The 23,962-nt window shown below is 70.7% G+C and carries 20 protein-coding genes; 15 read left to right on the top strand and 5 right to left on the bottom strand.

Annotated elements, in window-relative coordinates:
* Nucleotides 1–130: 130 nt before the first annotated feature.
* Nucleotides 131–1,375, top strand: a complete 1,245-nt coding sequence (locus AAFO60_RS01230; RefSeq protein WP_347954329.1) for an acetoin utilization protein AcuC — start codon at nucleotides 131–133, stop codon at nucleotides 1,373–1,375.
* Nucleotides 1,368–4,160, top strand: a complete 2,793-nt coding sequence (locus AAFO60_RS01225; protein WP_347954328.1) for a GNAT family N-acetyltransferase — start codon at nucleotides 1,368–1,370, stop codon at nucleotides 4,158–4,160. The genes AAFO60_RS01230 and AAFO60_RS01225 overlap by 8 nt, the downstream gene beginning before the upstream one ends.
* A gap of 80 nt (nucleotides 4,161–4,240) precedes the next feature.
* Here AAFO60_RS01225 and AAFO60_RS01220 read toward each other — a convergent pair whose 3' ends face one another.
* Both AAFO60_RS01220 and AAFO60_RS01215 read right to left on the bottom strand, forming a co-directional pair.
* Nucleotides 4,241–5,239, bottom strand: a complete 999-nt coding sequence (locus AAFO60_RS01220; protein ID WP_347954327.1) for a sigma-70 family RNA polymerase sigma factor — start codon at nucleotides 5,237–5,239, stop codon at nucleotides 4,241–4,243.
* Nucleotides 5,240–5,394: 155 nt separating this feature from the next.
* The gene (locus AAFO60_RS01215; RefSeq protein WP_347954326.1) at nucleotides 5,395–5,925 is read right to left on the bottom strand and encodes a DUF3099 domain-containing protein; all 531 of its coding nucleotides are present in this window, start codon (nucleotides 5,923–5,925) and stop codon (nucleotides 5,395–5,397) included.
* Nucleotides 5,926–5,961: 36 nt separating this feature from the next.
* Here AAFO60_RS01215 and AAFO60_RS01210 point away from each other — a divergent pair, with 36 nt between their 5' ends.
* A complete protein-coding gene (locus tag AAFO60_RS01210) occupies nucleotides 5,962–6,192 on the top strand; it encodes a DUF3039 domain-containing protein (protein ID WP_347954325.1) in 231 nt (76 codons plus the stop codon).
* A 30-nt stretch (nucleotides 6,193–6,222) separates the two neighbouring features.
* Here AAFO60_RS01210 and AAFO60_RS01205 read toward each other — a convergent pair whose 3' ends face one another.
* Nucleotides 6,223–7,308: a YihY/virulence factor BrkB family protein gene (locus AAFO60_RS01205; RefSeq protein ID WP_347954324.1), complete on the bottom strand. Its 1,086-nt coding sequence runs from the start codon at nucleotides 7,306–7,308 to the stop codon at nucleotides 6,223–6,225.
* Between the two features lie 247 nt (nucleotides 7,309–7,555).
* Between AAFO60_RS01205 and AAFO60_RS01200 the strand changes: the two genes are divergently transcribed.
* Nucleotides 7,556–9,253: a DEAD/DEAH box helicase gene (locus AAFO60_RS01200; protein ID WP_347954637.1), complete on the top strand. Its 1,698-nt coding sequence runs from the start codon at nucleotides 7,556–7,558 to the stop codon at nucleotides 9,251–9,253.
* 158 nt (nucleotides 9,254–9,411) lie between these two features.
* Here the strand turns inward: AAFO60_RS01200 and AAFO60_RS01195 are convergent, their stop codons facing one another.
* The gene (locus tag AAFO60_RS01195; protein WP_347954323.1) at nucleotides 9,412–9,597 is read right to left on the bottom strand and encodes a DUF7455 domain-containing protein; all 186 of its coding nucleotides are present in this window, start codon (nucleotides 9,595–9,597) and stop codon (nucleotides 9,412–9,414) included.
* Between the two features lie 115 nt (nucleotides 9,598–9,712).
* Nucleotides 9,713–10,345, bottom strand: coding sequence for a TetR/AcrR family transcriptional regulator (locus tag AAFO60_RS01190; protein WP_347954322.1), 633 nt, complete (start codon nucleotides 10,343–10,345; stop codon nucleotides 9,713–9,715).
* 175 nt (nucleotides 10,346–10,520) lie between these two features.
* Between AAFO60_RS01190 and AAFO60_RS01185 the strand changes: the two genes are divergently transcribed.
* The 11 genes from AAFO60_RS01185 to AAFO60_RS01135 all read left to right on the top strand — a co-directional run bounded on the left by AAFO60_RS01185 (nucleotide 10,521) and on the right by AAFO60_RS01135 (nucleotide 23,934).
* Nucleotides 10,521–11,288, top strand: coding sequence for an SDR family oxidoreductase (locus AAFO60_RS01185; RefSeq protein ID WP_347954321.1), 768 nt, complete (start codon nucleotides 10,521–10,523; stop codon nucleotides 11,286–11,288).
* Nucleotides 11,288–12,100, top strand: a complete 813-nt coding sequence (locus AAFO60_RS01180) for an SDR family oxidoreductase (RefSeq protein WP_347954320.1) — start codon at nucleotides 11,288–11,290, stop codon at nucleotides 12,098–12,100. The genes AAFO60_RS01185 and AAFO60_RS01180 overlap by 1 nt, the downstream gene beginning before the upstream one ends.
* The gene (locus tag AAFO60_RS01175) at nucleotides 12,097–13,080 is read left to right on the top strand and encodes an NADPH:quinone oxidoreductase family protein (RefSeq protein ID WP_347954319.1); all 984 of its coding nucleotides are present in this window, start codon (nucleotides 12,097–12,099) and stop codon (nucleotides 13,078–13,080) included. The genes AAFO60_RS01180 and AAFO60_RS01175 overlap by 4 nt, the downstream gene beginning before the upstream one ends.
* Before the next feature lie 43 nt (nucleotides 13,081–13,123).
* A complete protein-coding gene (gene fabG / locus AAFO60_RS01170) occupies nucleotides 13,124–13,879 on the top strand; it encodes a 3-oxoacyl-ACP reductase FabG (RefSeq protein ID WP_347954318.1) in 756 nt (251 codons plus the stop codon).
* Nucleotides 13,880–13,882: 3 nt separating this feature from the next.
* A complete protein-coding gene (locus AAFO60_RS01165; RefSeq protein ID WP_347954317.1) occupies nucleotides 13,883–14,353 on the top strand; it encodes a MaoC family dehydratase in 471 nt (156 codons plus the stop codon).
* Entirely contained in the window at nucleotides 14,350–15,381 is a 1,032-nt protein-coding gene (locus tag AAFO60_RS01160) for a phosphotransferase family protein (RefSeq protein WP_347954316.1), read from the top strand. Before AAFO60_RS01165 ends, AAFO60_RS01160 begins: the two co-directional genes overlap by 4 nt.
* 18 nt (nucleotides 15,382–15,399) lie before the next feature.
* Nucleotides 15,400–16,620 (top strand): acyl-CoA dehydrogenase family protein, encoded by a 1,221-nt coding sequence (locus AAFO60_RS01155; RefSeq protein ID WP_347954315.1) that lies wholly within the window; start codon nucleotides 15,400–15,402, stop codon nucleotides 16,618–16,620.
* On the top strand, nucleotides 16,620–17,789 hold the full coding sequence (locus AAFO60_RS01150; protein ID WP_347954636.1) for an acyl-CoA dehydrogenase family protein: 1,170 nt from the start codon (nucleotides 16,620–16,622) through the stop codon (nucleotides 17,787–17,789). Before AAFO60_RS01155 ends, AAFO60_RS01150 begins: the two co-directional genes overlap by 1 nt.
* Nucleotides 17,768–18,907, top strand: coding sequence for an acyl-CoA dehydrogenase family protein (locus tag AAFO60_RS01145; RefSeq protein ID WP_424308112.1), 1,140 nt, complete (start codon nucleotides 17,768–17,770; stop codon nucleotides 18,905–18,907). Before AAFO60_RS01150 ends, AAFO60_RS01145 begins: the two co-directional genes overlap by 22 nt.
* Nucleotides 18,908–19,051: 144 nt before the next feature.
* On the top strand, nucleotides 19,052–20,743 hold the full coding sequence (locus AAFO60_RS01140) for an AMP-binding protein (protein WP_347954314.1): 1,692 nt from the start codon (nucleotides 19,052–19,054) through the stop codon (nucleotides 20,741–20,743).
* Nucleotides 20,740–23,934, top strand: a complete 3,195-nt coding sequence (locus AAFO60_RS01135; RefSeq protein ID WP_347954313.1) for an acetyl-CoA carboxylase family protein — start codon at nucleotides 20,740–20,742, stop codon at nucleotides 23,932–23,934. The genes AAFO60_RS01140 and AAFO60_RS01135 overlap by 4 nt, the downstream gene beginning before the upstream one ends.
* Nucleotides 23,935–23,962 lie beyond the last annotated feature (28 nt).

Genomic DNA, 23,962 nt, shown 5'->3' with positions numbered 1-23,962 from the left:
TCCCCGCGCGGCGTGAAACCGTTAGCGTGACAGTAGTGATCGGAATTTCGGGGTGATCGGAATTTCGGCGGCGGGCGGATGCACACCGGCGTCCGACCGGTCGGCGTTCATGGCGGAATGAGGCGAGACGATGAGTGCGGCGATCATCTGGAGTGAGCACTTCATGGACTACAAGTGGGCCTACACCCACCCGATGAGTCCGGTTCGACTCGCGTTGACGATGTCGCTGGCGCGCAGCCTCGACATCCTCGACGGCGTCGACACCGTCGAACCGCTGCCGGTCGACGACGCACTGCTGACCACGGTGCACTCGCAGGGCTACGTGGACGCGGTCCGGGCGATCAGCCACGGCGCGTCGTCGCTCAACGCTCCGGTGCTCGAGCGGCTCTTCGGACTCGGCAGCGCCGACAATCCGATCTTCGAGGGCATGCACGAGGCCGGGTCGATGCTGGTGGGCGGTTCGGTCGCCGCCGCGCAGGCGATCGCCTCGGGTGCGGTGCGGCGTGCGGTCAACATCGGCGGCGGCATGCACCACGCGATGAAGGGGCACGCGGCGGGCTTCTGCATCTACAACGACTGTTCGATCGCGATCCGCTGGCTGCTGGAGAACGGATACGACCGGATCGCCTACATCGACGTCGACGCCCACCACGGCGACGGCGTCCAGGCGGAGTTTGTCGGCGATCCGCGAGTCATGACGATCTCGCTGCACCAGCATCCGGCGACGCTGTGGCCGGGCACCGGCTGGGCCACCGAGGTCGGGGAGGGCGAGGCGAGCGGCACCTCGGTCAACGTCGGGCTGATGCCGGGACTGGGCGATTCGCTGTGGCTGCGCGCCTTCCACGCGGTGGTCCCGTCGATGGTCGACGCCTTCAAGCCGCAGATCCTGGTGACGCAGATCGGCGTCGACAGCCACCGTGACGATCCGCTGACCGATCTCGCGCTGACCGTCGACGGTCACGCCGCCGCCATCCGGGCGCTCCGCGACCTGGCCGACAAGCACTGCGAGGGCCGCTGGCTCGCGGTCGGCGGGGGCGGCTACGGCGTGGTGAACGTGGTGCCGCGCAGCTGGACGCACCTGATCGCCGCCGCGCTCGACCGTGACGTCGACACGCAGACCCGCATCGGCGAGGACTGGCTGGCCGGCGCCCAGGACCTGTCGAAGACCGTCCACCCGGACTACGCTCGACCGCCGGAGGCCACGATGGGCGACGGCGGCGACATCGACTACGTCCCGTGGGACGGCGACGGCGCCGCCGAGCCGCCCCCGGGTGTCTCGGAGGCGGCGCAGCGTCAAACCGACAAGGCCATCATCGCCACCCGCCGCGCGGTGTTCCCGCTGCACGGCCTGGACCCGGAGGACCCTCGTGACTGAATCACCGGCTGCCGATCAGACCACCGACTCCGCGGCCCCCGCCGACGAGCAGGCGCTGCCCCGCGAGTATCCGCGGCAGTGGGCCGCCGACGTGCTCGCCTCCGACGGCGGCGTGGTCCACCTGCGACCGATCGTTCCGGCCGACGCCGACCTGCTGGTCGAGTTCCACAACGGGCTCAGCGAACGCACCCGCTACATGCGGTACTTCGGGCCGACGCCCACCCTGCCGCCGCGCGAAGTGGTCCGGATGACCACGATCGACTACCGCAACCGCGTGGCGCTGCTGGCCTTCCTGGGCGATCGGGTGATCGCGATGGGGCTGTACGAGGGGTTGGCGGCCGACGGGAAGCCGACCGCGGCGGAGGTGGCGTTCGTCGTCGCCGACGACCATCAGGGACGCGGGCTGGGTCCGATCCTGCTCGAGCACCTCGCCGGCGCCGCCGCCGAGAACGGTTTCACCCGGTTCGAGGCCGAGGTCCTCTCGGAGAACCTCAACATGGTGGCGGTCTTCCGCGACGCCGGCTATCAGATCAGCCGGGCCTTCGACGGCAGCACCGTCCACGTCGAGTTCTTGATCGACCCCACCGAGGCGCTGACCGTGGTGCGCAATGCGCGTGAACGCGCGTCGGAGGCGCGCAGCATCGCGAACCTGCTGCGTCCGCAGTCGGTGGCGGTGATCGGCGCGTCGACCGACCCGAAGAAGGTCGGCAACGTTTTGCTGGCCAACGTGCTGGCGGCCGGCTTCACCGGGCCGGTGTTCCCGGTCAACGGCCCCGGACTGATCCCCGACGCCGCTGAGACCGAACCCGACACCCCGGCCCGCACCGGGCCGGGCGGCAAGCGCGTCGCGCCGCCGTCGGTGCGCGGCATCCGTTCGTACGCGACCGTGCGCGACATCCCCGACCCCGTCGACCTGGCGGTGATCGCGGTGCCCGCGGCCCGGATGGACCAGGTCCTCGACGACTGTCTGGCGAAGGGCGTGCGGACGCTGGTCGTGGTGTCGGCGGGCTTCGGCGAACGGGGCGAGGCCGGCCTGGAGAACGAGAAGCGGCTCGCCGAACAGGTCCGCGCGCACGGCATGCGGCTGGTGGGGCCCAATGCGCTCGGCGTGGTCAACAACCACCACGACATCGCCCTGAACGCCTCCCTCGCCCCGCGGATCCCGGGCATCGGGCGAGTCGGCTTTTTCTGCCAGTCCGGCGCCCTCGGCATCGCGATCCTCGACACCGCCGCCCACCGGCAACTCGGCCTGTCGACCTTCGTCTCGGCGGGCAACCGCGCCGACGTGTCGGGCAACGACGTCCTGCAGTACTGGGACACCGACGACGACACCGACGTGGTGCTGCTGTACCTGGAGAGCTTCGGCAACCCCCGCAAGTTCGGCCGCATCGCGCGGCGGGTGGCGGCGAAGAAGCCGATCGTCGCCATCAAGTCGGGCAGCGGCGCGATGTCGCCGGTGCATGCGCAGCGGACCGGACCGGTCCGCGACGACCGGGTGGCGCAGATGGTGCTGGAGCAGGCCGGGGTGATCCAGGTCGAGACCATCTCCGAACTCTTCGACTGCGCGACCGTGCTCGCCTATCAGCCGCTCCCGAAGGGACCGCGGACCGCGATCCTCGGCAACTCCTCGGTGATCGCCTCCCTGGCGGCGAACACGGCGCGCTCGTCGGGCCTGGAGGCGGTCTCCAGCATCGACCTCGGGCCTGCGGTGACCCACGAGGAACTGGCCGGCGCGGTGGCCGCGGCGATGGCCGACGACGACATCGACTCGGTGATCGTGGTGTTCGTGCCCCCGGTGGCGGTCGACTCCGCCGACTACGCCTTCGGGCTGATGGAGGCCACCCGGCCGGAGGGCGGCGGCGATGTGCCCGCCAAACCGGTCGTCACGACCTTCCTCGCCGTCGAAGGCGTGCCGCCGGGGTTGTCGAGGACCGGTCCCGAGGGGCTGCCGGTGCGCGGGTCGATCCCGTCGTACCCGACCCCCGAGCGAGCGGCCAGCGCGTTGGCGCAGGCGTGGCGATACGCCCGCTGGCGCGCCCGTCCCGACACCCAGCCCGCGCCGATTCCCGACGCGCACCCCGAAGACGCGCGCGGCTACGTCCGCGAGGCGATGGGCGAGGGCGGCGATCGTCGGCTCACCGACCGGGACGCCGCCTACGTGCTGGGACGGTTCGGCATCGAGGTGGTGCCATTCCGGGACGTCTCGACGATGCACGAGGCGTCGGCCGCCGCGCGCGAGCTCGGCTTCCCGGTGGTCGTCAAGTCGTCGTCGCCGCAGTGGGTGGGCCGCGTCGACCGCGAGGGCGCCCGCCTGGACCTGTCCGATGCGACGGCGGTGATCACCGCGTTCAACGAGCTGCAGGCGCTGACCGGCAGCTCCGAGCTGCAGGTGCAGCGGATGGCGGCCAGGGGAGTCGGCATCTACTTGAGCGTCAGCGACAGCCCGTCGTTCGGGCCGTTGATCTCCTTCGGGCTGTCGGGGCGGTTGTTCGAAGCGCTCGGCGACCGCAGCTTCCGGTCGATTCCGCTCACCGAGCACGATGCGCGCGAGCTCGTCGACCAGCCCAGCGTGCGCACGCTGCTGGCCGAGGACGACACCGATGCCGACGCCCTGGTGGATCTGCTGCAGCGGGTGTCGGCGCTGGTCGAAGCCGTCCCGGAGATCCGGGAACTGCGCCTGGACCCGATCCTGACCTCGCCCGACGGGCTGGCCGTCCTCGGCTCGCAGATCCGAGTGGGTCCGGTGCCCACCCTGGCCGACACCGGACCCCGACGGATCGGGTGAACAAGCGCTGAGCCCGGTGCCCGCGTCGGCGGGCACCGGGCTCAGCAGCGCGGGTACAGGGGCGCGGGTGCAGGGGCGGACTAGCTGGCGTACGCGCGGAGCTTCTCGGCGCGGTCGCCCTGGCGGAGCTTGCCCATCACTTCGCGTTCGATCTGGCGGACGCGCTCGCGCGACAGTCCGAAGGCGCGGCCGATCTGGTCGAGAGTGCGGGGCTGGCCGTCGTCGAGGCCGTAGCGCATGGTGATGACCTGCATCTCGCGCTCGTCGAGCGTTGCGAGGACCGAGCGGATGTCGGAGTGCAGCAGGTTCGCGATCACCACGGTCTCCGCGGAAGTGGCCTCGGCGTCCTCGATGAAGTCGCCCAGCGGCGCCTCCTCGTCGTTGCCGACCGGCATGTCCAGGCTCACCGGGTCGCGGCTGTGGTCCATCAGATCGGCGATCTTGGCGGCCGGGATGCCCGACTCCTCCGACAGCTCCTCATCGGTGGCCTCGCGGCCCAACTGCTGGTGCAGTTCGCGTCGGATGCGGGCCAGCTTGTTCACCTGCTCGACGAGGTGGACGGGCAGTCGAATGGTGCGGCTCTGGTCGGCCATGCCGCGGCTGATCGCCTGCCGGATCCACCAGGTGGCGTAGGTGGAGAACTTGTAGCCCTTGGCGTAGTCGAACTTCTCGACCGCGCGGATCAGACCCAGGTTGCCCTCCTGGATGAGGTCGAGCAGCGGCATGCCGCGTCCGGTGTAGCGCTTGGCCAGTGAGACCACGAGACGCAGGTTCGCTTCCAGCAGGTGAGCGCGGGCCTGCTCACCCTCGCGGACCAGGATCGCGTAGTCGCGCTTCTTGGCGGGGGTGAGCCGCTTCTTGGTGGCGAGCAGGTGCTTGGCGTACAGGCCGGCCTCGATGGCCTTGGACAGGTCCACCTCCTGCTCGGCGTTGAGCAACGCGGTACGGCCGATGCCGTTCAGGTAGACGCGGACGAGATCGGCGGAGGGGGATTGCGCATCGAGATCCTGCTCGGTCAGTGCCGGGCGCGTACGGGTGGATCGTGCTTCGGACGGGCGGGCAATCGTCGAGTGAGCCATGCGACCTCCTGGAGATGCGATTCATCGGTGCGTTCAAGGGGTACAACGCTTCCGATGCCGGAAAGGTTCCCGGGCATACTGAGAAGTTTCTGAAGATCAGGGGGAAGTTTCTGAAGATCGGGGGCTCGGTTCGCGAGGCCGTCGAGCGGCGTGCGTCAGCTCGCGGCGGCGTCGCCCGGGTGCTCGTGCGGATCCCGGTGCGAATCGCGGTGCGGCTCGTCGCGCGGCGCCTCATCCGGTCTGGGCTCGACCTCCGAGTCGATCACCGGATGGGCGGCGTCGTCGTCGTAATGCGGCGGGTGCAGGGCGCCTTGATCGTTCGACAGTTCGGGTTGCACGTTGCGCGCGTCGCCGTAGTGGTAGGTCCGCACCTCGCCGTGCTTGCGCGGTTCGGCGTCGTTCGCCTTGAGGACCGCGATCCACGGAATGGGAATGGACGCCACGATGATGGCGAGCGCGATCCAGCCGTTCTGCGTGACCCCGTACACGATCGAGGCGATGATCAGCGCCGGGATCCGAATGCTCATCATGATGAAGTAGCGCCGCTTGCGGGCGCGGAAGACGGCGTCGCGGTCGGGTGCGGCGGTGGTGATCAGGAAGCTCTCCGGATCGGCCGATCGGTGCTGATCGGCGTCGCCGTCTCGGTTCCCGTTCTCCCGATCTCCGTACCCGTGTTCGTCCGCCATACCATCCATCGTTGCACAGTGGGTCACAATGGAGTCATGGCTACTCAGACGATCGAACGTCCGGACATCGACGAGCGGACGGACAAGGACGACGACACTCCGAAAGTCTTCCACTATGTGAAGAAGGACAAGATGGCCGAGAGTGCCGTCATGGGCACTCACGTGGTCGCCTTGTGCGGTGAGGTCTTCCCGGTGACGAAGGCCGCCAAGCCCGGTTCGCCGGTGTGCGAGAAGTGCAAGAAGATCTACGAGAAGCTCAAGAAGTAGTCCGCCCGCACGACCCGGCCTCCGACCGACTCACTCGTCGGTCGGAGGCCGCCCGCCTGTGCCCGTCCCGTGTGCATTCGTGCCGCGCCCGCCGAGCGTCCGGTTGCGCAGGGTGTCGGTGAGTTCGGTGGTCTGTGCCGTGACCCAGTTGCGGACCACGCCGCCGTTGGCGCCCGACGGCCACATCTCCTCGATCGCCGCATTGAACTCGGCGCCGAGCACGATGGCGAAGCCGAGGAAGAACGTGAACAGCAGGAAGGCGATCGGCGTCGCGAGCGCGCCGTAGGTGTAACCGGTGCGCGTCAGCGCAGTCAGGTAGAACCGCAGAACGTAGGTCGCCACCCAGAAGAAGACGCCGGCCAGCAGGGCGCCGGGCAGCAGTCGGCGCCACGGCATCGGGTGGGGCAGGGCGAATCGGTAGAGGCACACCAGGGCGCCGATCAGCAGGATCCCGACGAAGGGGAAGTATCCCCAGTCGACGACGTCGGTGATCGCCGGATCCCAGGCGTCGGGCAGGATCTGGTGCAGATAGGTGGGTCCGAGCGCCACCAGCGGCAGCACCAGCACGCACGCCACGACGAAGAACAGGTAGATGATCAGCGCGAAGATCCGCTGCCACACCGGATTGCGGATCTGATGCTGCTGATGGGCGTGGACGATTGAGGAGACGAAGCACGACATCGCCGATGATCCGGCCCACAGCGACATCAGGAAGCTGACCGACATCACCGCGACGCGGCCCCGGCCGAGCACGTTGTCGAGAGTCGGGCTGATGAGATCGTCGACGACGTTCGGGGTGAAGGCCCGTTCGGAGAAGGCGATGATCCGCGCGGTGATGATCTGCACGGTGTCCGGACCGAACCAGTCGGCGATGTACCCGAGGCTGCCGAGCACGCCGAGCAGCAGCGGAGGCAGCGACAGCGCTTGCCAGAACGCCGCCTGAGCAGCCCAGCCGATGATGGAGTCGTCCCACGCCTTGACGGTCGTGCGCCACGCCAGCCGTCCGCTCGCGCGGACGGCTGCGACCGGGCCCGGCCGCGCGCGGCGGTCGTCCCCGGTGGTTCGGTCGGTGCCGGCGGGCGGCGTCTGATCGTCGATGTCGATGCCTACCAGCATGGCGGATGGGCGGCCTCGGCCCGCGCAGTGCCCCGCGTCGGGCGTGGCGGACCGGTGCCGGCCTGCGCGGATGGGGACCGGGCGCGCCGGGGGATAGAATCGCCGGAGGTTTTCTTCAGGAGGGTGCAGAGACACGGTGACCAGCGCACAGGTCGACAACGGGGTGGACGCGGCCGACGGCCGCCAGACGAGCGACGGCCGACTCGGCGACGACGACGCCGTCCGACGCGTCGGATCGGGTGCGCCGCTGCGTGCTTGGCAGCGGCGGGCGCTGACGAAGTATCTGACCCGGCGCCCCACCGACTTCCTCGCCGTCGCGACGCCGGGCGCGGGCAAGACGACGTTCGGGCTGCGGGTGGCCTCCGAGCTGCTCTCGGATCGCACGGTCGACCGGATCACCGTGGTGGCGCCCACCGAGCACCTCAAACACCAGTGGGCGCAGGCCGCCGCCCGGGTCGGAATCGCCCTCGACTCCAACTTCTCCAACTCGACGGGGTCGACCAGCACCGACTTCGACGGCGTCGTTCTGACCTACGCGCAGGTCGCCGCGCATCCGTCGCGGCACCGGGTGCGGACCGAGCAGTACCGCACGCTGGTGATCCTCGACGAGATCCACCACGGCGGCGACGCGAAGTCGTGGGGCGACGGCATCCGGGAGGCGTTCAGCGACGCCGAGCGTCGGCTGTCGCTCACCGGTACGCCCTTCCGCTCGGACGATTCGCCGATCCCGTTCGTCACCTACGAGCCCGAACCGGGCGGGGGACAGCGGTCGAAGGCCGACCACACCTACGGATACGCCGATGCGCTGCGCGACGGCGTCGTGCGCCCGGTGGTCTTCCTGGCCTATTCGGGGCAGGCCAGCTGGCGGACCAGCGCGGGCGAGGAGTTCACCGCGCGGTTGGGCGAGCCGCTGTCGGCCGAGCAGACCTCGCGCGCCTGGCGCACCGCGCTCGACCCGCACGGCGACTGGATTCCGGCGGTGTTGTCGGCGGCCCACCGGCGGTTGATGAAGCTGCGCGACTCGGGCGTCCCGGATGCCGGCGGACTGGTCATCGCCACCGATCAGAAGATCGCGCGGGACTACGCCGACCTGCTGCACGCGATGACCGGGAAGAAGCCGACCCTGGTCCTGTCGGACGATCCGAAGTCGTCGTCGCGGATCGCCGAGTTCGCCGCGTCCGAGGACGAATGGATGGTCGCCGTCCGCATGGTGTCCGAGGGCGTCGACGTGCCGCGGCTGGCGGTCGGGGTGTATGCGACCAACGCCGCCACACCGCTGTACTTCGCGCAGGCGATCGGCCGGTTCGTGCGATCGCGCCGGCCGGGGGAGACGGCGAGCGTCTTCCTGCCGTCGGTGCCGGTCCTGCTGGATCTGGCGAGCAAGCTGGAGGCCCAGCGCGACCACGTGCTCGGCAAGCCGCATCGGGAGTCGGACGGTCTGGACGACGCGCTGCTGGTCGAGGCCAACAAGCGCCAGGACGAGCCGGGCGACGACGAGAAGACCTTCGAGTCGCTGCATGCCGACGCCGAGCTCGACCGGGTGATCTACGACGGCGCGTCCTTCGGGACCACCACGCTCGTCGGCTCCGACGAGGAGTCGGACTATCTGGGACTGCCCGGGCTGCTCGACGCCGAGCAGGTGCGGACGCTCCTGCAGCAGCGGCAGGCCGATCAGGTGACCCGGCGGACGGCTGCGGCCAAGGCTCGCCCCGCCGACGACGCCCAGGCGCAGGCCGCCCCCAACGCGGCGGAGCGGCAGACCGGGGAGAACCTGCACGCCCTGCGCAAGGAGCTCAACACGCTCGTCGCGCTGCATCACCATCGGACGGGTAAGCCGCACGGTCAGGTCCACAACGAACTGCGGACTCGGCTCGGCGGGCCGCCGACGGCGATGGCCACCGCCGATCAGCTCCGGGAACGGATCAAGGCCCTGCGCACCTGGTGAGGTGCCACAGGGCCTTGACGAGATGCTCTTCGAGGGCCTTGACGGGATGCTCGTCGTCGGGGTGGTCTTCGCCGGGGTGATGCCGAGCCCTTGCGCTGCTCAGCGCCCGCGATGATCCGGGGCGGGTCGGTGAACACCGGGTTCACCGACCGACGGGATCACTCGACCACTGCTCCGATCTCGACGAGGCGTGCCTCGTGGCTGTTGTAGTGGTGGCGGCAGAACAGCAGCTCTCCACCGGTGGGCAGTGTGGCCCGCACCTTGGCGGCGGCACTGCAGCGATCGCAACGGTCAGCGGCGGTCAGCGGCGTCCGTGCGGGTGCGGTCGTGGCGATGTCACTCATGTCGTCCTCCGTCCCATAGCCGGCGAACCGCGAGTCGGTTCGTCGTCCTTCACTCTGTCAGACGTTTGCCGGTGCTGAAATGTTCCCGCGCCGTGCGGTCGCCTGGCAAATCAATTCATTCGGGGGACCGCGGAGTGGCGCCGACCACGCGAAGGGCGAGTTTCGCGTAGAAGTCGCGGATCTGGGTGGGGCTGAGGGCGCCGTCGTCGGAGTACCAGCGGGCGATGTCGATGCCCATCGACAGCAGCGTGTTGGTGGTGGTGCGGGGATCGTCGACGTCGAACTCGCCGGATTCGACCCCGCTGTCGACGATGGCGCGGACGCGTCGGGTGATGTCGCGGCGCAGCTCGAGGATCTCGCGGCGATGGTCGGGGTGCAGCGAGGCCAGTTCGTAGTTCACGATCCGCGCGCTGGTGTGACCGCGCGCATGGCGTTCGGCGAAGGCGCCCATGACCGAGGCCAGACGGGCGGCGGCGGGCGCTGCCGGATCGTCGGCTTCGACGATGGTGTCGATGGTCGCGAGGTGACCTGCGCGAGACAGCTCGTGCAGCAGGTCCTCCTTCGAGCGATAGTGGACGTACACCGCGGCCGGGCTCATGCCCGCGGCCGAGGCGATGTCCCGAGTGGTGGTTCCGTGGAAGCCGCGTTCGGCGAAGGCCTCGAGCGCGGCGTCCAGCAGCTTCTCCCGAGTGGGGTGCGGCTTCGGCCGGCTGGGCTCCGCCGACCGCGGACTCTCCTCGTCGGACACGCGATCCTCCTTTCGCGAGCAGGTCATCGGCGTCGACGCGCAGACTGGACGTCTATGAACCCGGTCTCTTCGGTGTCGATGGTTGACGTATGTCTCAGTATCGTGCAAGGTGGATCGTAACACCTAAGCAAGCGCTTAGTTACCCATTGAGTGTAGGCCATCGTTAGGAGTCTTCGTGGTTGAGATCGATCCCCAGCGCTTCACGGGGCAGACCGCGATCGTCACCGGCGCGAGCCGGGGCATCGGGTTCGCCATCGCCGACCGGCTGGTCGCCGAAGGCGCGAAAGTCACCATCACCGCGCGCAAGCAGGAGGCACTGGACGAGGCCGTCGCCAAGCTCGGCGGCCCCGAGGTGGCGATGGCCGTCGCCGGTCACGCCGACGATCCCGATCACCACGCCGACACGGTGGCCAAGACCATCGAACGCTTCGGCAGCGCCGACCTGTTGGTGAACAACACCGGCATCAACCCGGTCTACGGCCCGCTGATGGAGATGGATCCCGACGCCGCCCGCAAGATCATGGACGTCAATGTCGTCTCGGCACTGCGGTGGGCGCAGGCGGTCCACGGCGGCTGGCAGCGCGAGCACGGCGGGGCGATCGTCAACGTCGCCTCCATCGCCGGGCTGCGGCCGGCGCCCGGCATCGCCTTCTACGGCGTGTCGAAGGCGGCCGTCATCCATCTCACCGAGGAGCTCGCGTGGGAACTGGGCCCGACGGTCCGCGTCAACGCGGTGGCGCCCGCGGTGGTCAAGACCCGCTTCGCGACCGCCCTCTACGAGGGCCGCGAGGAGAAGGTCGCCCAGGCCTATCCGCTCAAGCGGCTGGGCGAGCCGGACGACATCGGCTCGGTGGTGGCCTTCCTGCTGTCGGCTGACGCGGGCTGGATGACCGGGCAGACGCTCGTCGTCGACGGCGGTGTGCTGCTCGGCGGCGGCGTCTGATGACGGCTTTCGACCCGGCCCGCCAGACGGTGGTCGTCACCGGCGCGGGCAACGGCATCGGCGCCGGTCTGGCGACCATGCTGGCCGCTCGCGGTGCGCGGGTGGTGGTCGCCGACGTGGATGCCGCGGGCGTCGACCGCACCGTCGCGGCGATCACCGCGACGGGCGGCACCGCGCTCGGCGCACCGGGCGACGCCGCCTCGCAGACCGGGGTCGACGCGCTGATCGAGACCGCCGCCCTCGCCTTCGGGCCGATCGACGCCTGGTTCGCGAACGCCGGCGTCGACCGCGGCCGCGGTCTGGCGGCCTCCGACGCCGACTGGGACCTGTCGTGGAACGTCAACGTGCTCGCCCACGTGCACGCCGCCCGCCGGCTGGTACCGGGGTGGATCGAGCGGGGCGGCGGCCGCTTCGTCGTCACCGCGTCGGCCGCCGGGCTGCTGACCATGCTCGAGGCCCCCGCCTACTCGGTGACCAAGCACGGCGCCGTCGCCTTCGCCGAATGGCTCTCGGCGACGTACCGGCACCGCGGCGTCGTCGTTCAGGCGATCTGCCCCCAGGGCGTGCAGACCCGGATGCTCGACGACTCCGGGCCGCTGAAGGAACTCCTCAGCCACGATGTCGCGCTGACCGTCGACGACCTCACCGCAGCGGTGGAACGGGCGTTGACCGGCGACGACTTCCTGATCCTGCCGCACACCGAGGTCGCCGGGTACTACGCGGCCCGCGCCGCCGACACCGGTCGCTGGCTCACCGGAATGAACAAGATCCAACAGCGGATGGAAACGCTGACCGAGGAGGACGAACAATGAGGGCATGGCGCGCTGCCGAGCTCGGCGAACCCGCCGAGGTGCTGCGGCTGGAAGACATCGACACCCCCGAACCGGCGGCCGGCCAGGTGGTGGTCCGGGTGCTGGCGTCGGCGGCGAACTTCCCCGATGTGCTGATGTGCCGCGGGCTGTACCAGGTCCGCCCGGACCTGCCGTTCACCCCCGGCGTCGAGCTGTGCGGTGAGATCGTCGCCCTGGGCGACGGCGTCGAGGGCCTGGCCGTCGGCGACCGCGTGCTCGGCGCCGCGGTCCTGCCGCACGGCGGCTTCGCCGAGTACGCGGTCATGTCGGCCGGGGAGACCTTCCCGGCTCCTGCCTCGCTCGACGACGGACAGGCGTCGTCGCTGTTCATCGGCTATCAGACGGGCTGGTTCGGGCTGCATCGGCGGGCGAACCTCCAGGCCGGACAGACACTGCTGGTCCACGCCGCCGCGGGCGGCGTCGGCAGCGCCGCCATTCAGCTCGGCAAGGCGGCCGGTGCCCGCGTGATCGGTGTCGTCGGCGGCCCGGAGAAGGCCGAGGTGGCCCGCGCGCTCGGCGCCGACGTGGTCATCGACCGGCACGCGCAGGACTTCGTCGAGGTCGTCAAGGCCGAGACCGGCGGGCGCGGCGCCGACGTGATCTACGACCCGGTGGGCGGCGAGACGTACCTGCGGTCGACGAAGTGTATCGCGTTCGAGGGGCGGATCCTGGTGATCGGATTCGCCGGCGGCACCATCACCGAGACCGCACTCAACCACGCGCTGATCAAGAACTACTCGATCGTCGGCCTGCACTGGGGCCTCTACAACCGGTACGCGCCCGACCTGGTGCGTCAGTGCCACGCGGAGCTGACCGCGCTCGCCGACAGCGGGGCGATCGCCCCGCTGGTCAGCGAACGGCTCGCGCTGACCGAGGTCGCCGATGGACTGCAGCGACTCGCCGACGGCAAGACCGTCGGGCGCGTGGTCTACCAGGCCTGACCCCCGAACCTCGTTCGACTCAACCCCTTAAGGAGAAATCGCAATGACCACACAGCGCATCGCCATCGTCACCGGTGCGGCTCGCGGCATCGGCGCGCAGGTGGCGCGTCGCCTGGCCGACGACGGGCACGCCGTCGCCGTCTTCGACCTCGACGAGGCCGCCTGCCAGAAGGTCGCCGACGAGATCAACGCCGCGGGCGGCAAGGCCATCGGCGTCGGCGTCGACGTGTCCGACGAGGTGAAGGTGGAGGCCGGCGTCAGCCGTGTCGCAGCCGAGCTCGGCGCACCGACCATCCTGGTCAACAACGCGGGGATCATCCGCGACAACCTGCTGTTCAAGATGACGCTCGACGACTGGGACGCGGTGATGGCGGTGCACCTGCGGGGCGCCTTCCTGATGTCGCGCGAAGTGCAGCAGTACCAGACCAAGCAGGGGTGGGGCCGGATCGTGAACCTGTCGAGCACCTCGGCGCTCGGCAACCGCGGGCAGGCCAACTACTCGGCCGCCAAGGCGGGCATGCAGGGCTTCACCAAGACCCTCGCCCTCGAACTGGGCCGCTACGGCGTCACCGCCAATGCGATCGCCCCCGGATTCATCGAGACCGACATGACCGCGGCGACCGCCGAACGCATCGGCGTCTCGTTCGAGGATTTCAAGACCGCGATGGCCAAGGAGATCCCGGTGCAGCGAGTCGGCCAGCCCGCCGACATCGCGCACACGGTCAGCTTCTTCGCCAGCGAAGGCGCCGGCTTCGTGTCCGGCCAGGTCATCTACGTCGCCGGCGGACCGAAGGACTAGGACATGTCAGAGAACAAGGCAACCACGATCAACTCCGCCGACGACCTCGTCGCCGCCGTCGGCACCCATCTCGGCTACTCGGACTGGTACGAGGTCACGCAGGAGAAGGTGAACCTGTTCGCCGAGGCCACCGGTGATCACCAGTGGATCCACGTCGACCCGGAACGCGCGGCCGCGGGTCCGTTCGGCGGGACCATCGCGCACGGCTACCTGACGCTCTCGTTGATCCCGGTCCTGCGGCAGACCGCATGGCGCCCGGGCAACATCGAACTGGGCATCAACTACGGCGCCAACAAGGTCCGCTTCCCGGCGCCGGTGCTGGTCGGCTCCCGCGTCCGCGCGGGCTTCGAACTCCTCGAGGTCAACGAGGCGGCGACCGGGCACCAGCTGATCGAGAAGGTCGTCATCGAGGTGGAGGGCGGCCAGAAGCCGGTCTGCATCGCCGAGACCGTCACCGTGCTGGTGTTCTCGTGACCGACGACGGAGGCTCCTCGCGCCGACATCCCGGACTCGACCTCGACGTCCTCACGCCGTGGTTCGTCGAGAACGTCGGTCCGATCGCCGCGGACCTGCAGGCGGAGTTGATCGCGGGCGGAAAGTCGAACCTCACCTACCGGCTCACCGACGGCACCGACCACTGGATCCTCCGTCGTCCACCGGTGGGGAAGCTGCTCGCGACCGCCCACGACATGGGTCGGGAGTACACGATGATGTCGGCGCTGGCGGGCACCGACGTCCCCGTCCCGACGATGTTCGCCCGCTGCGACGACACCGACCTGCTCGGTGCCCGCTTCTACGTGATGGAGGCCGTCGAGGGCACCCCGTACCGCAAGGCCGCTGAGCTGGCGAAGCTCGGCGCCGACCGGACCCGCGCGATCTCCGAGCGGCTGGTCGACACCCTGGCCGCGCTGCACGGGGTGGACCCGGCGCAGGTGGGCCTGGGCGACTTCGGGCGCCCGGAGGGCTTCCTCGGCCGCCAGGTGTCCCGGTGGCGCAAGCAGTTCGACGCCGCGCACACCCGTGACCTCCCGGAGATGGAACGCCTGCACGCGCTGCTGGCCGACCGCGTCCCCGCCGACGCCGCACCCGGCATCGTCCACGGCGACTACCGCCTCGACAACGTCCTCGTCGACGACGACGATCAGCCGCGCGCCGTCCTCGACTGGGAGCTGTCGACGATCGGGGACTCGCTGACCGACCTGGCGTTGATGTGCGTGTACCACCGCCTCGGCGCGGCGGGCGGCGGCGTCACCGACGTCTCGACGGCCCCCGGCTTCCTGTCCGAGGACGAGGTGATCGCCCGGTACGCCGCCCAGACCGGCCGCGACCTGTCGGACTTCGGCTTCTACGTCGCCTTCGGTTGTTTCAAACTCGCCGGGATCGTCGAGGGAATCCACTACCGCTACGTCAACGGTCAGACGGTCGGCGACGGCTTCGCCGACGCGGGTCAGGCCGTCGGACCGCTGCTGGCCGCGGGCCTCGACGCACTCGGCACCAGCTGACACACAGGGAGAACTGACATGGAGTTCGAGTTCGACACCAAGACGCGGGACCTGCAGGAGAACCTCCTGGAGTTCATGGCCGAGCACGTCTATCCGGCCGAGCCGGTGTTCGCCGAGCAGCTCGCCGCGCAGGACGACCGCTGGGACTGGGACTCGGTCCCGATCCTGACCGAACTGCGCGCGCAGGCGCGCAGTCGCGGACTGTGGAATCTGTTCCTCCCCGGCGAGCACGGGGCCGGGCTGACGAATCTGCAGTACGCCCCGCTCGCCGAGATCACCGGCCGCAGCCCGGGCCTGGCGCCGGCGGCGCTCAACTGTGCGGCTCCCGACACCGGGAACATGGAGGTGCTCGCCGCCTTCGGGAACGACGCCCAGCGCGATCGCTGGCTGACCCCGCTGCTGAACGCGGAGATCCGGTCGGCGTTCGCGATGACCGAACCGGACGTCGCGAGCTCGGACGCGACCAACATCGAGCTGTCGATCGTGCGCGACGGCGACGAGTACGTCATCAACGGTCGCAAGTGGTGGATCACCGGGGCGATGAGTCCGCGAGCCGAGGTCTTCATCGTCATGGGCAAGACCGACCCGGCCGCCGAACGACACCGCCAGCAGTCGATGATCCTCGTCGAACGCGACACCCCGGGTCTCGAAGTGGTCCGCGGCATGCACGTCTTCGGCTACGACGACCACGACCACGGCGGTCACGCGGAACTGCGGTTCACCGACGTGCGGGTGCCCGCCGAGAATCTGATCGGCGCCGAGGGCGACGGATTCGCGATCGCCCAGGGCCGGCTCGGCCCCGGCCGCATCCACCACTGCATGCGGGCGATCGGCATGGCCGAACGCGCACTGGAGATGATGTGCGACCGCGCCGCCGGCCGCGTCGCCTTCGGCAAGCCGCTCGCCGACCAGGGCGTCATCCGCGACTGGATCGCCGAGTCCCGGGTGCGGATCGAGCAGCTGCGACTGCTGGTCCTCAAGACCGCCTGGCTGATGGACACCGTCGGCAACCGCGGCGCGCACACCGAGATCCAGGCGATCAAGATCGCCACCCCGACGACGGTGGAGTGGATTCTGGACAAGGCCATTCAGACGCACGGGGCGGGCGGCGTGTCCCAGGACTTCCCGCTCGCCGCGATGCAGGCGGGGGTGCGCACGCTGCGCTTCGCCGACGGCCCGGACGAGGTCCACAAGAACTCCCTGGCCCGCGCCGAACTGCGCAGGCGGGCGGCCCGGTGATGTCCGCGAACCGACTCGTCGCCGACTTCCTCGCGACGCACGACCCGACGACCACCGACCCGGGAGAGTTCCTCCGCGCCCGCTACGACGCCGGCCTGGCCTGGGTGGCCTACCCGGTGGGACGCGGCGGCCTCGGCCTGTCCCGGTCGCTGCAACCGGAGGTGGACCGGCTGTTCGCCGAGGCGGGCGCCCCGGGCAACCGCAGTGAGGTCAACGGCATCGGACTGGGCATGGCCGCCCCCACCATCCTGCGCTACGGCACCGACGCTCAGCTCGACCGCTATCTGCGTCCGCTGTGGACCGGGGAGGAGATCTGGTGCCAGCTGTTCAGCGAGCCGGGCGCGGGATCGGACCTCGCGGCCGTCGCGACCCGCGCGGTGCGCGACGGCGACGACTGGATCGTCAACGGACAGAAGGTGTGGACCTCGGGCGCGCACAACGCCCGGATGGCGATCCTGGTGGCCCGGACCGACGGCGATGTGCCCAAGCATCGCGGCCTGACGTACTTCCTGTGCGACATGACCGATCCCGGCGTCGACGTGCGGCCGCTGCGCCAGATCACCGGGGAGGCCGAGTTCAACGAGGTCTTCCTCACCGATGTCCGCATCCCCGACAGCCAGCGGCTGGGCGCGATCGGGCAGGGCTGGGAGGTCGCCAACGCGACGCTCAACAACGAACGCGTGGCGATCGGCGGCCGGGCGGCCCGGCGCGAGGACGGCATGATCGGGGTGGTCGCGCAGACCTGGCGTGATCGGCCCGACCTGCGGACTCCCGAACTGCACGGCGACCTGCTGAAGCTGTGGGTCGACGCCGAGGTGGCACGCGTGACCGGCGTCCGGCTGGGGCAGAAGCTCGCATCCGGGCAGCCGGGGCCGGAGGGCGCGGCGATGAAGCTCTCGTTCGCCCGCATCAACCAGCAGTTGTCGGGGCTGGAACTGGAGATGCTGGGCGCCGAAGGCCTGCGCTACAGCGACTGGACGATGGTCCGCCCGCAGCGGGTGGACTTCTTCGGACGCGATGCGGGCTACCGGTACCTGCGGGCCAAGGGCAACTCGATCGAAGGCGGGACCTCGGAGATCCTGCGCAACATCGTCGCCGAACGGGTGCTGGGGCTGCCGCCCGAGCCCCGCGTCGACAAGGACATTCCGTGGAAGGACGTACCGAGATGACGGAGTCGACCGTCGGGAGCGACTACGTTCCCGTGCTGGTGCACAGTGAAGTCGAGGACGACCTGCGCGCGGCCGTGCGCGATCTGCTCGCGCGGCGCATCGACGAGACCACCCTGATCGGTGCCTACGACGGTGCGCAGCAACCCGATCTGTGGCCGGAGATGGCCGGGCTCGGGCTGGCCGGTCTCCTCATCGCCGAGGAGCACGGCGGCGCCGGCGCCACGCCCGCGGTGGCCGCGGTGGTCCTCGACGAACTGGGCGCCCTGCCCGCGCGCACACCGATGCTGACCAGCGCGGTGATCGCGACCACGGTGCTCACCGCGCTCGGTGACGACGAACGCGGCAGCACCGCGCTGCTGCCCGGCCTGGCCGACGGGACGACGGTCGCGGCGTTGGCCGTGCCCTTCTCCACCGCCCCGTACTCGGCGGTGACGACGGTGTCGGCGGCGAACGGCCGACTGTCGGGCCGGGTGCCGGGCGTCGCCGGCGCCGAGGCCGCCGACATCCTCCTGGTACCGGGCTCGGACGGGGCGCTGTACGCGGTCGACGCCGCTGCGGCGATCGTCGAACCGGTGGTCTCGCTCGACATGACGCGCCCGATCAGCGACCTGTCCTTCGCCGACGCCCCGGGGCGGCGACTGACCGACGACGGCGCCGACGCGGTGCGTGCCGGCCTCACGATGGGCGCCGCGCTGCTGGCGTCCGAGCAGGCGGGCATCGCCCGACGGTGCGTCCGCACGACCGTCGACTATCTGCAGGAGCGTCGGCAGTTCGGTCGTGTCGTCGGCGGCTTCCAAGCCGTCAAGCATCGGCTCGCCGACCTCTACGCCGATGCCGAGCAGTCCGCGGCGATCGCCCGGGCGGCGGCCGTCACGATCACCGATCGCGGCGTCGACGACCACGAATCCGCCCTCACCGCCGCGGTCGCCGCCGCCTACTGCAGTGACCTGGCGGTCCGGGCGGCCGAGGAGTCCGTGCAGCTGCACGGCGGCATCGGCATGACGTGGGAGCATCCCGCGCACCTGTATCTCAAGCGCGCGAAGGCCGACCAGATCGCCCTCGGGTCACCCGGCCGTCATCGTCGGGCGCTGGCGGACCTGGCGCGCCTGCCCGCCTGAGACCCGAGAGCCAGAAGAACCGAGAGCCAGGGCAAAACCGAGAGCCAGAACAACCGAGCCAGAGAAACCGAGAGCTGGAGACACCGCAGGCGTGCGGCGCGCAGTGTGCGGCCGGGCGGGTCACCGGATAGGAGCATCGTCACCATGTCCCACCCCGCGCAGACCGGTCCGGATCCGAAGGAGACTGCGATCGCGCAGATCCGCGCGCTGCAACTGGAGAACTGGCCCGCCGAGGTGCCCCGGCACTATGACTATCCGGCCGGCCGCGCGACCGTCGTCGATCACCTGCGGCACTGGGCCGATCGGCGACCCGACGCGATCGCGATCAGCTTCTACGGCCGTGATCTCACCTATGCGGAGTACGACGAGATCTCGGATCGTTTCGCCGGTTGGCTCGAATCGGTCGGCGTGCGGGAGGGGGACCGGGTCGGCGTTCACCTGGCGACCTGCCCGCAGTTCCTCGTCGCCATGCTGGGCATCCTCAAGGTCGGCGCGGTGCACGTGCCGGTGAATCCGCTGTTCAAGGCCATCGAGCTCGAGCACGAGCTGACCGATGCGAAGGTCGAGGTCCTGCTGACCGAGGTCGGCAGCGTGGACCTGGTCGAGACGGTCCGCGCCCGGACGCCGGTGCGCGTGGTCGCGGCGACCGGCCTGCAGGATCTGGTCGGCGGCGCGGCGGCCCACTCGGACTGGCCCGAGATCATGCGGGCCCGGCGCGCCGCCGCCCGGCCCGCCGACCCGGATGCGCTGGCCGCGCTCAACTACACGGGCGGGACCACCGGCCTGCCGAAGGGGTGCGAGCACACCCAGCGGCACATGGCGTACACCGCGGCGACCGCGACCATCGGCGCGGGCGGCACGATCGGCGACCCGGCCGCGGTGTCGTTGAACTTCCTGCCCGTCTTCTGGATCGCCGGTGAGGACTTCGGCATCCTGAAGCCGCTGATCAACGGACAGCGCGTGGTGCTGCTGTCGCGATGGGACGCGCGGACGGTCCTCGAGCAGGTCTCCTCCTGCGCGGTCACCGATCTGGTCGCGACCGTCGACAACTACCTGGAGATCCTGGAGCTGCCCGATCTCGACACCGCCGCGCTGGCGAGCCTGACGTCGACCCTCGCGGTCTCGTTCGTGACCCGCCTGGACCCGGCGATCCGCGACCGGTGGCGCGCGGAGGTCGGCTCGACGCTGCGCGAGGCGTCGTACGGGATGACCGAGACGCACACGGCGGACACCTTCACCCTCGGCTTCCAGGACGGCGACCGCGACCTGCTCGCCGACCCGGTCTTCTGCGGCCTGCCGGTGCCCGGCACCGACATCCTGATCGTCGACGACGCCGGGCACCCGGTTCCGGTCGGCGAGACAGGCCAGATCATCGTGCGCAGCCCGTCCATTCTCACCGCGTACGCGGGCAACCCGCAGGCCACGGCCGACGCCATCCGCGACGGCTGGCTGCACACCGGCGATGTCGGCCGGTTCGACGAGTGGGGCGCCCTGCACTACTTGGCTCGCACCAAGGAGATGATCAAGATCAACGGCATGAGCGTGTTCCCGTCCGAGGTGGAGTCGCTGATGCGACACCACGGGGGAATCGAAGCGATCTCCGTGGTGCCGCGGCCGGATCCGGCGAAGGGACAGATCCCGGTCGCCTTCGTCGTGGTGGGCGCCGACGGGCCGGGCGAGGTCGAGCTGACCGCGTGGGCGCAGGAGAACATCGCCGGGTACAAGGTGCCCGAGATCGTCGTCGTCGACGACCTGCCGATGACCGCGACCGGCAAGATCCGCAAGGGCGAGCTGCTCTCCCGCGCGGCCGAGCGGACACCGGGAGCTGCGCGATGAGACTGCTCGTCGCCAATCGGGGAGAGATCGCCCTGCGGATCATTCGCACCGCCCGCGAGGCGGGTGCGACGACCGTCGCGGTCTACGCCCCCGACGACGCCCGCACCCCGCACGTGCGGGCCGCCGACGACGCCGTCGCACTGACGGCGGAGGGGGCCGCGGCCTACCTCGACATCGAGGCGATCATCGACGTCGCTCGGCGGACCGCGGCCGACACTGTCCACCCCGGCTACGGCTTCCTGTCCGAGAACGCCGACTTCGCTCAGGCGTGCATCGACGCGGGCCTGCGGTTCGTCGGGCCGTCGCCGGCGGTGCTGCGCAGCTTCGGCGACAAGCAGGCCGCACGCGCCGCGGCCCTCGAGTGCGGGCTCGACGTGCTCGCGGCGACCGACGTCGCGGCCGGCCTGCCGGAGATCGTCGAATTCGCCGCCGCGCACGCGGGCGGGGTGATGCTCAAGGCTCGCGCCGGCGGCGGGGGACGCGGCATGCGCGCGGTTCCGGCGGGCGGCGACGTCGAAGCCGCCTATCGGTCGGCGACCGCGGAGGCCGAGCTCGGCTTCGGCGACGGGCGCGTCTTCGCCGAGGAACTGCTCACCGGTGCCCGCCACATCGAGGTCCAGGTGATCGGCGACGGCCGCGGCGCGCTGGCCCTGGGCGACCGTGACTGCAGCGTCCAGCGGCGCAGGCAGAAGCTCATCGAGGTGGCGCCGGCCCCGGGACTGCCGCAGTCGCTGCGCCGGCGCCTGCACGGTGACGCGGCCCGACTCTGCGCCGCCGCGGGTTACTCGGGGCTGGCCACCGTCGAATTCCTCGTCGCCGACGACCGCGCGGTGTTCCTCGAAGTGAATCCGCGAATCCAGGTGGAGCACACCGTGACCGAGGAGGTCACCGCGGTCGATCTGGTCGCCGCCGGGCTGACCCTCGCCGAGGGCGGCACGCTAGCCGACTGCGAGCTCCCCGAGGGGATCGTCGCCGACGGCGCCGGCGCAGTGATCGGAGCGCCGGCGGCGGCCGCCGGCGCGGCGGTGCAGGCGCGGGTGAACCTGGAGACGATGACGGCCGACGGCGGCGCGAATCCCACCGGGGGTCTGCTGCGCGCCTTCACTCCGCCGGTCGGTCCCGGCATCCGCGTCGACACGTTCGGCGTTCCGGGACTGGAGACCTCGCTGCGGTACGACTCGCTGCTGGCGAAGGTGATCGTGCGCGCACCGAGCCTTCCCGCGGCGCTCGCGAAGGCCGACCGCGCCCTCGCCGAGTTCACCATCGACGGCCCCGACACCAACATCGCGCTGCTGCGGGCCGTCCTGACCGACGCCGAGTTCCGCAGCGGACCCGTCGACACCGGCTTTCTGGACCGGCGCCTCCCGACGCTGATCACTCCGGCAGCCGCCGCGGTCCCGGTGCCGCGCGCCGACATCGGGTCGGCACCCGGCGAGCACGCCGCGGTCGCCGCCCTCACCGGCACCGTCGTCGACATCGCCGAACCCGGCGACACGGTGCCCGCCGGTACGCCCCTGGCCGTGCTCGAGGCGATGAAGATGCAGCACGAGGTCCTCGCCGACACCTCGGTTACGGTGGTGCGGGCGTGCACGGAACCCGGTCGCACGGTGTCGGCGGGCGCGCCGCTGGTGATCTATCGGCACGAGGCGAGCGGGGCGGCCGGAGTCGCCGACGGCGGCGTCGCCGACCTGGACCGACCGCGCGCCGACCTCGACGAGGTGCGCCGCCGTCATCTCGGAACCCGCGATGAGGGCCGACCCGAGGCGGTCGCCAAACGGCATCGACTCGGGCGGCGCACGGCCCGCGAGAACATCGCCGACCTCGTCGACGAGGGCAGCTTCGTCGAATACGGCGCCCTGGCCGTCGCCGCACAGAAGGCCCGGCGGTCCGAGGAGGACCTGATCGCCAACACGCCCGCGGACGGTCTCGTCGGCGGTGTGGCCACCATCGGCGCCGACCGCGTGGGGCGCGACCGCGCCGCGGCGGTCGTGATGTCGTACGACTACACGGTTCTCGCGGGCACGCAGGGGTGGCGCAACCACGCCAAGACCGACCGCCTGCTCGAGGTGGCGTTGCGGCGGAGCCTGCCGGTCGTCTTCTTCACCGAAGGCGGCGGGGGCCGCCCGGGCGACACCGACTACGACGTCGTCGCGGGCCTGGACGTGCCGACCTTCCGGGCGATGGGGAGCGTTCGCGGCCGGGCGCCGTCGATCGCGGTGGTGTCGGGCCGCTGCTTCGCGGGCAATGCCGCACTCGCCGGGACGTGTGACATCCTGATCGCCACCCCCGATGCGAACATCGGGATGGGCGGTCCGGCGATGATCTCCGGCGGCGGGCTCGGCGAGTATCCGCCCGAGGCGATCGGGCCGATCGACGTGCAGCGCCGCAACGGCGTCGTCGACATCGTCGCCGACGACGAGGCGCACGCCGTGTTGCTGGTCCGACAGGTCCTCGGGTACTTCCAGGGGCCGCGGGCCCAGTGGTCGGCCCCCGATCCCCGGCTCTCGAGGCAGGTGGTTCCGGAGAACCGGCTGCGCGCCTACGACATCCACGCCGCCATCGGGGCGGTCGCCGACGTCGACTCGTTCCTGGAACTGCGCCCCGATTACGCGCCCGGCGTGGTCACCGGCTTCGCGCGAGTGGAGGGACGGGCCTTCGGGGTCGTCGGCAACAGCAGCCGCCACCTCGGCGGGGCCATCGACGCGGCCGGCGCAGACAAGCTCGCCGAGTTCCTCGAGCTGTGCCAGCTTCGCGGGCTGCCGATCGTATCCTTCTGCGACACACCGGGTTTCATGGTCGGCCCGGAATCGGAGGAGCAGGCCGCGGTGCGACGATTCTCCCGCCTGTTCGCGGTGGGTGCCGCGCTGACGGTGCAGGTCGGCGCGGTGGTCCTGCGCAAGGGCTACGGCCTGGGCGCGATGGCGATGACCGGCGGCAGCTTCCACGCGCCGCAGTTCACCGTCGCCTGGCCGACCGGGGAGATTGGCGGCATGGGGCTGGAGGGAGCGGTGCGGCTCGGCTTCGCGAAGGAGCTGGCCGCCGCGCCCACCGAGCAGGCCCGGACCGAGCTGTACGACCAGCTGGTGGCGCTGGCCTACCAGCGGGGCCGAGGCTTGAGTGCGGCGGCGACCTTCGAACTCGACGATGTGATCGATCCGGCCGACACGCGGTCCTGGATCGCCACCCTGTAGACGCCGAGAACCCCGAACGACGAACCCC

This window comes from Gordonia aichiensis, from assembly GCF_039946255.1.
Lineage (GTDB): Bacteria > Actinomycetota > Actinomycetes > Mycobacteriales > Mycobacteriaceae > Gordonia > Gordonia aichiensis_A.
The sequence above is the reverse complement of the archived record's forward strand: the minus strand, read 5'-3'. Positions and strand labels throughout refer to the sequence as shown.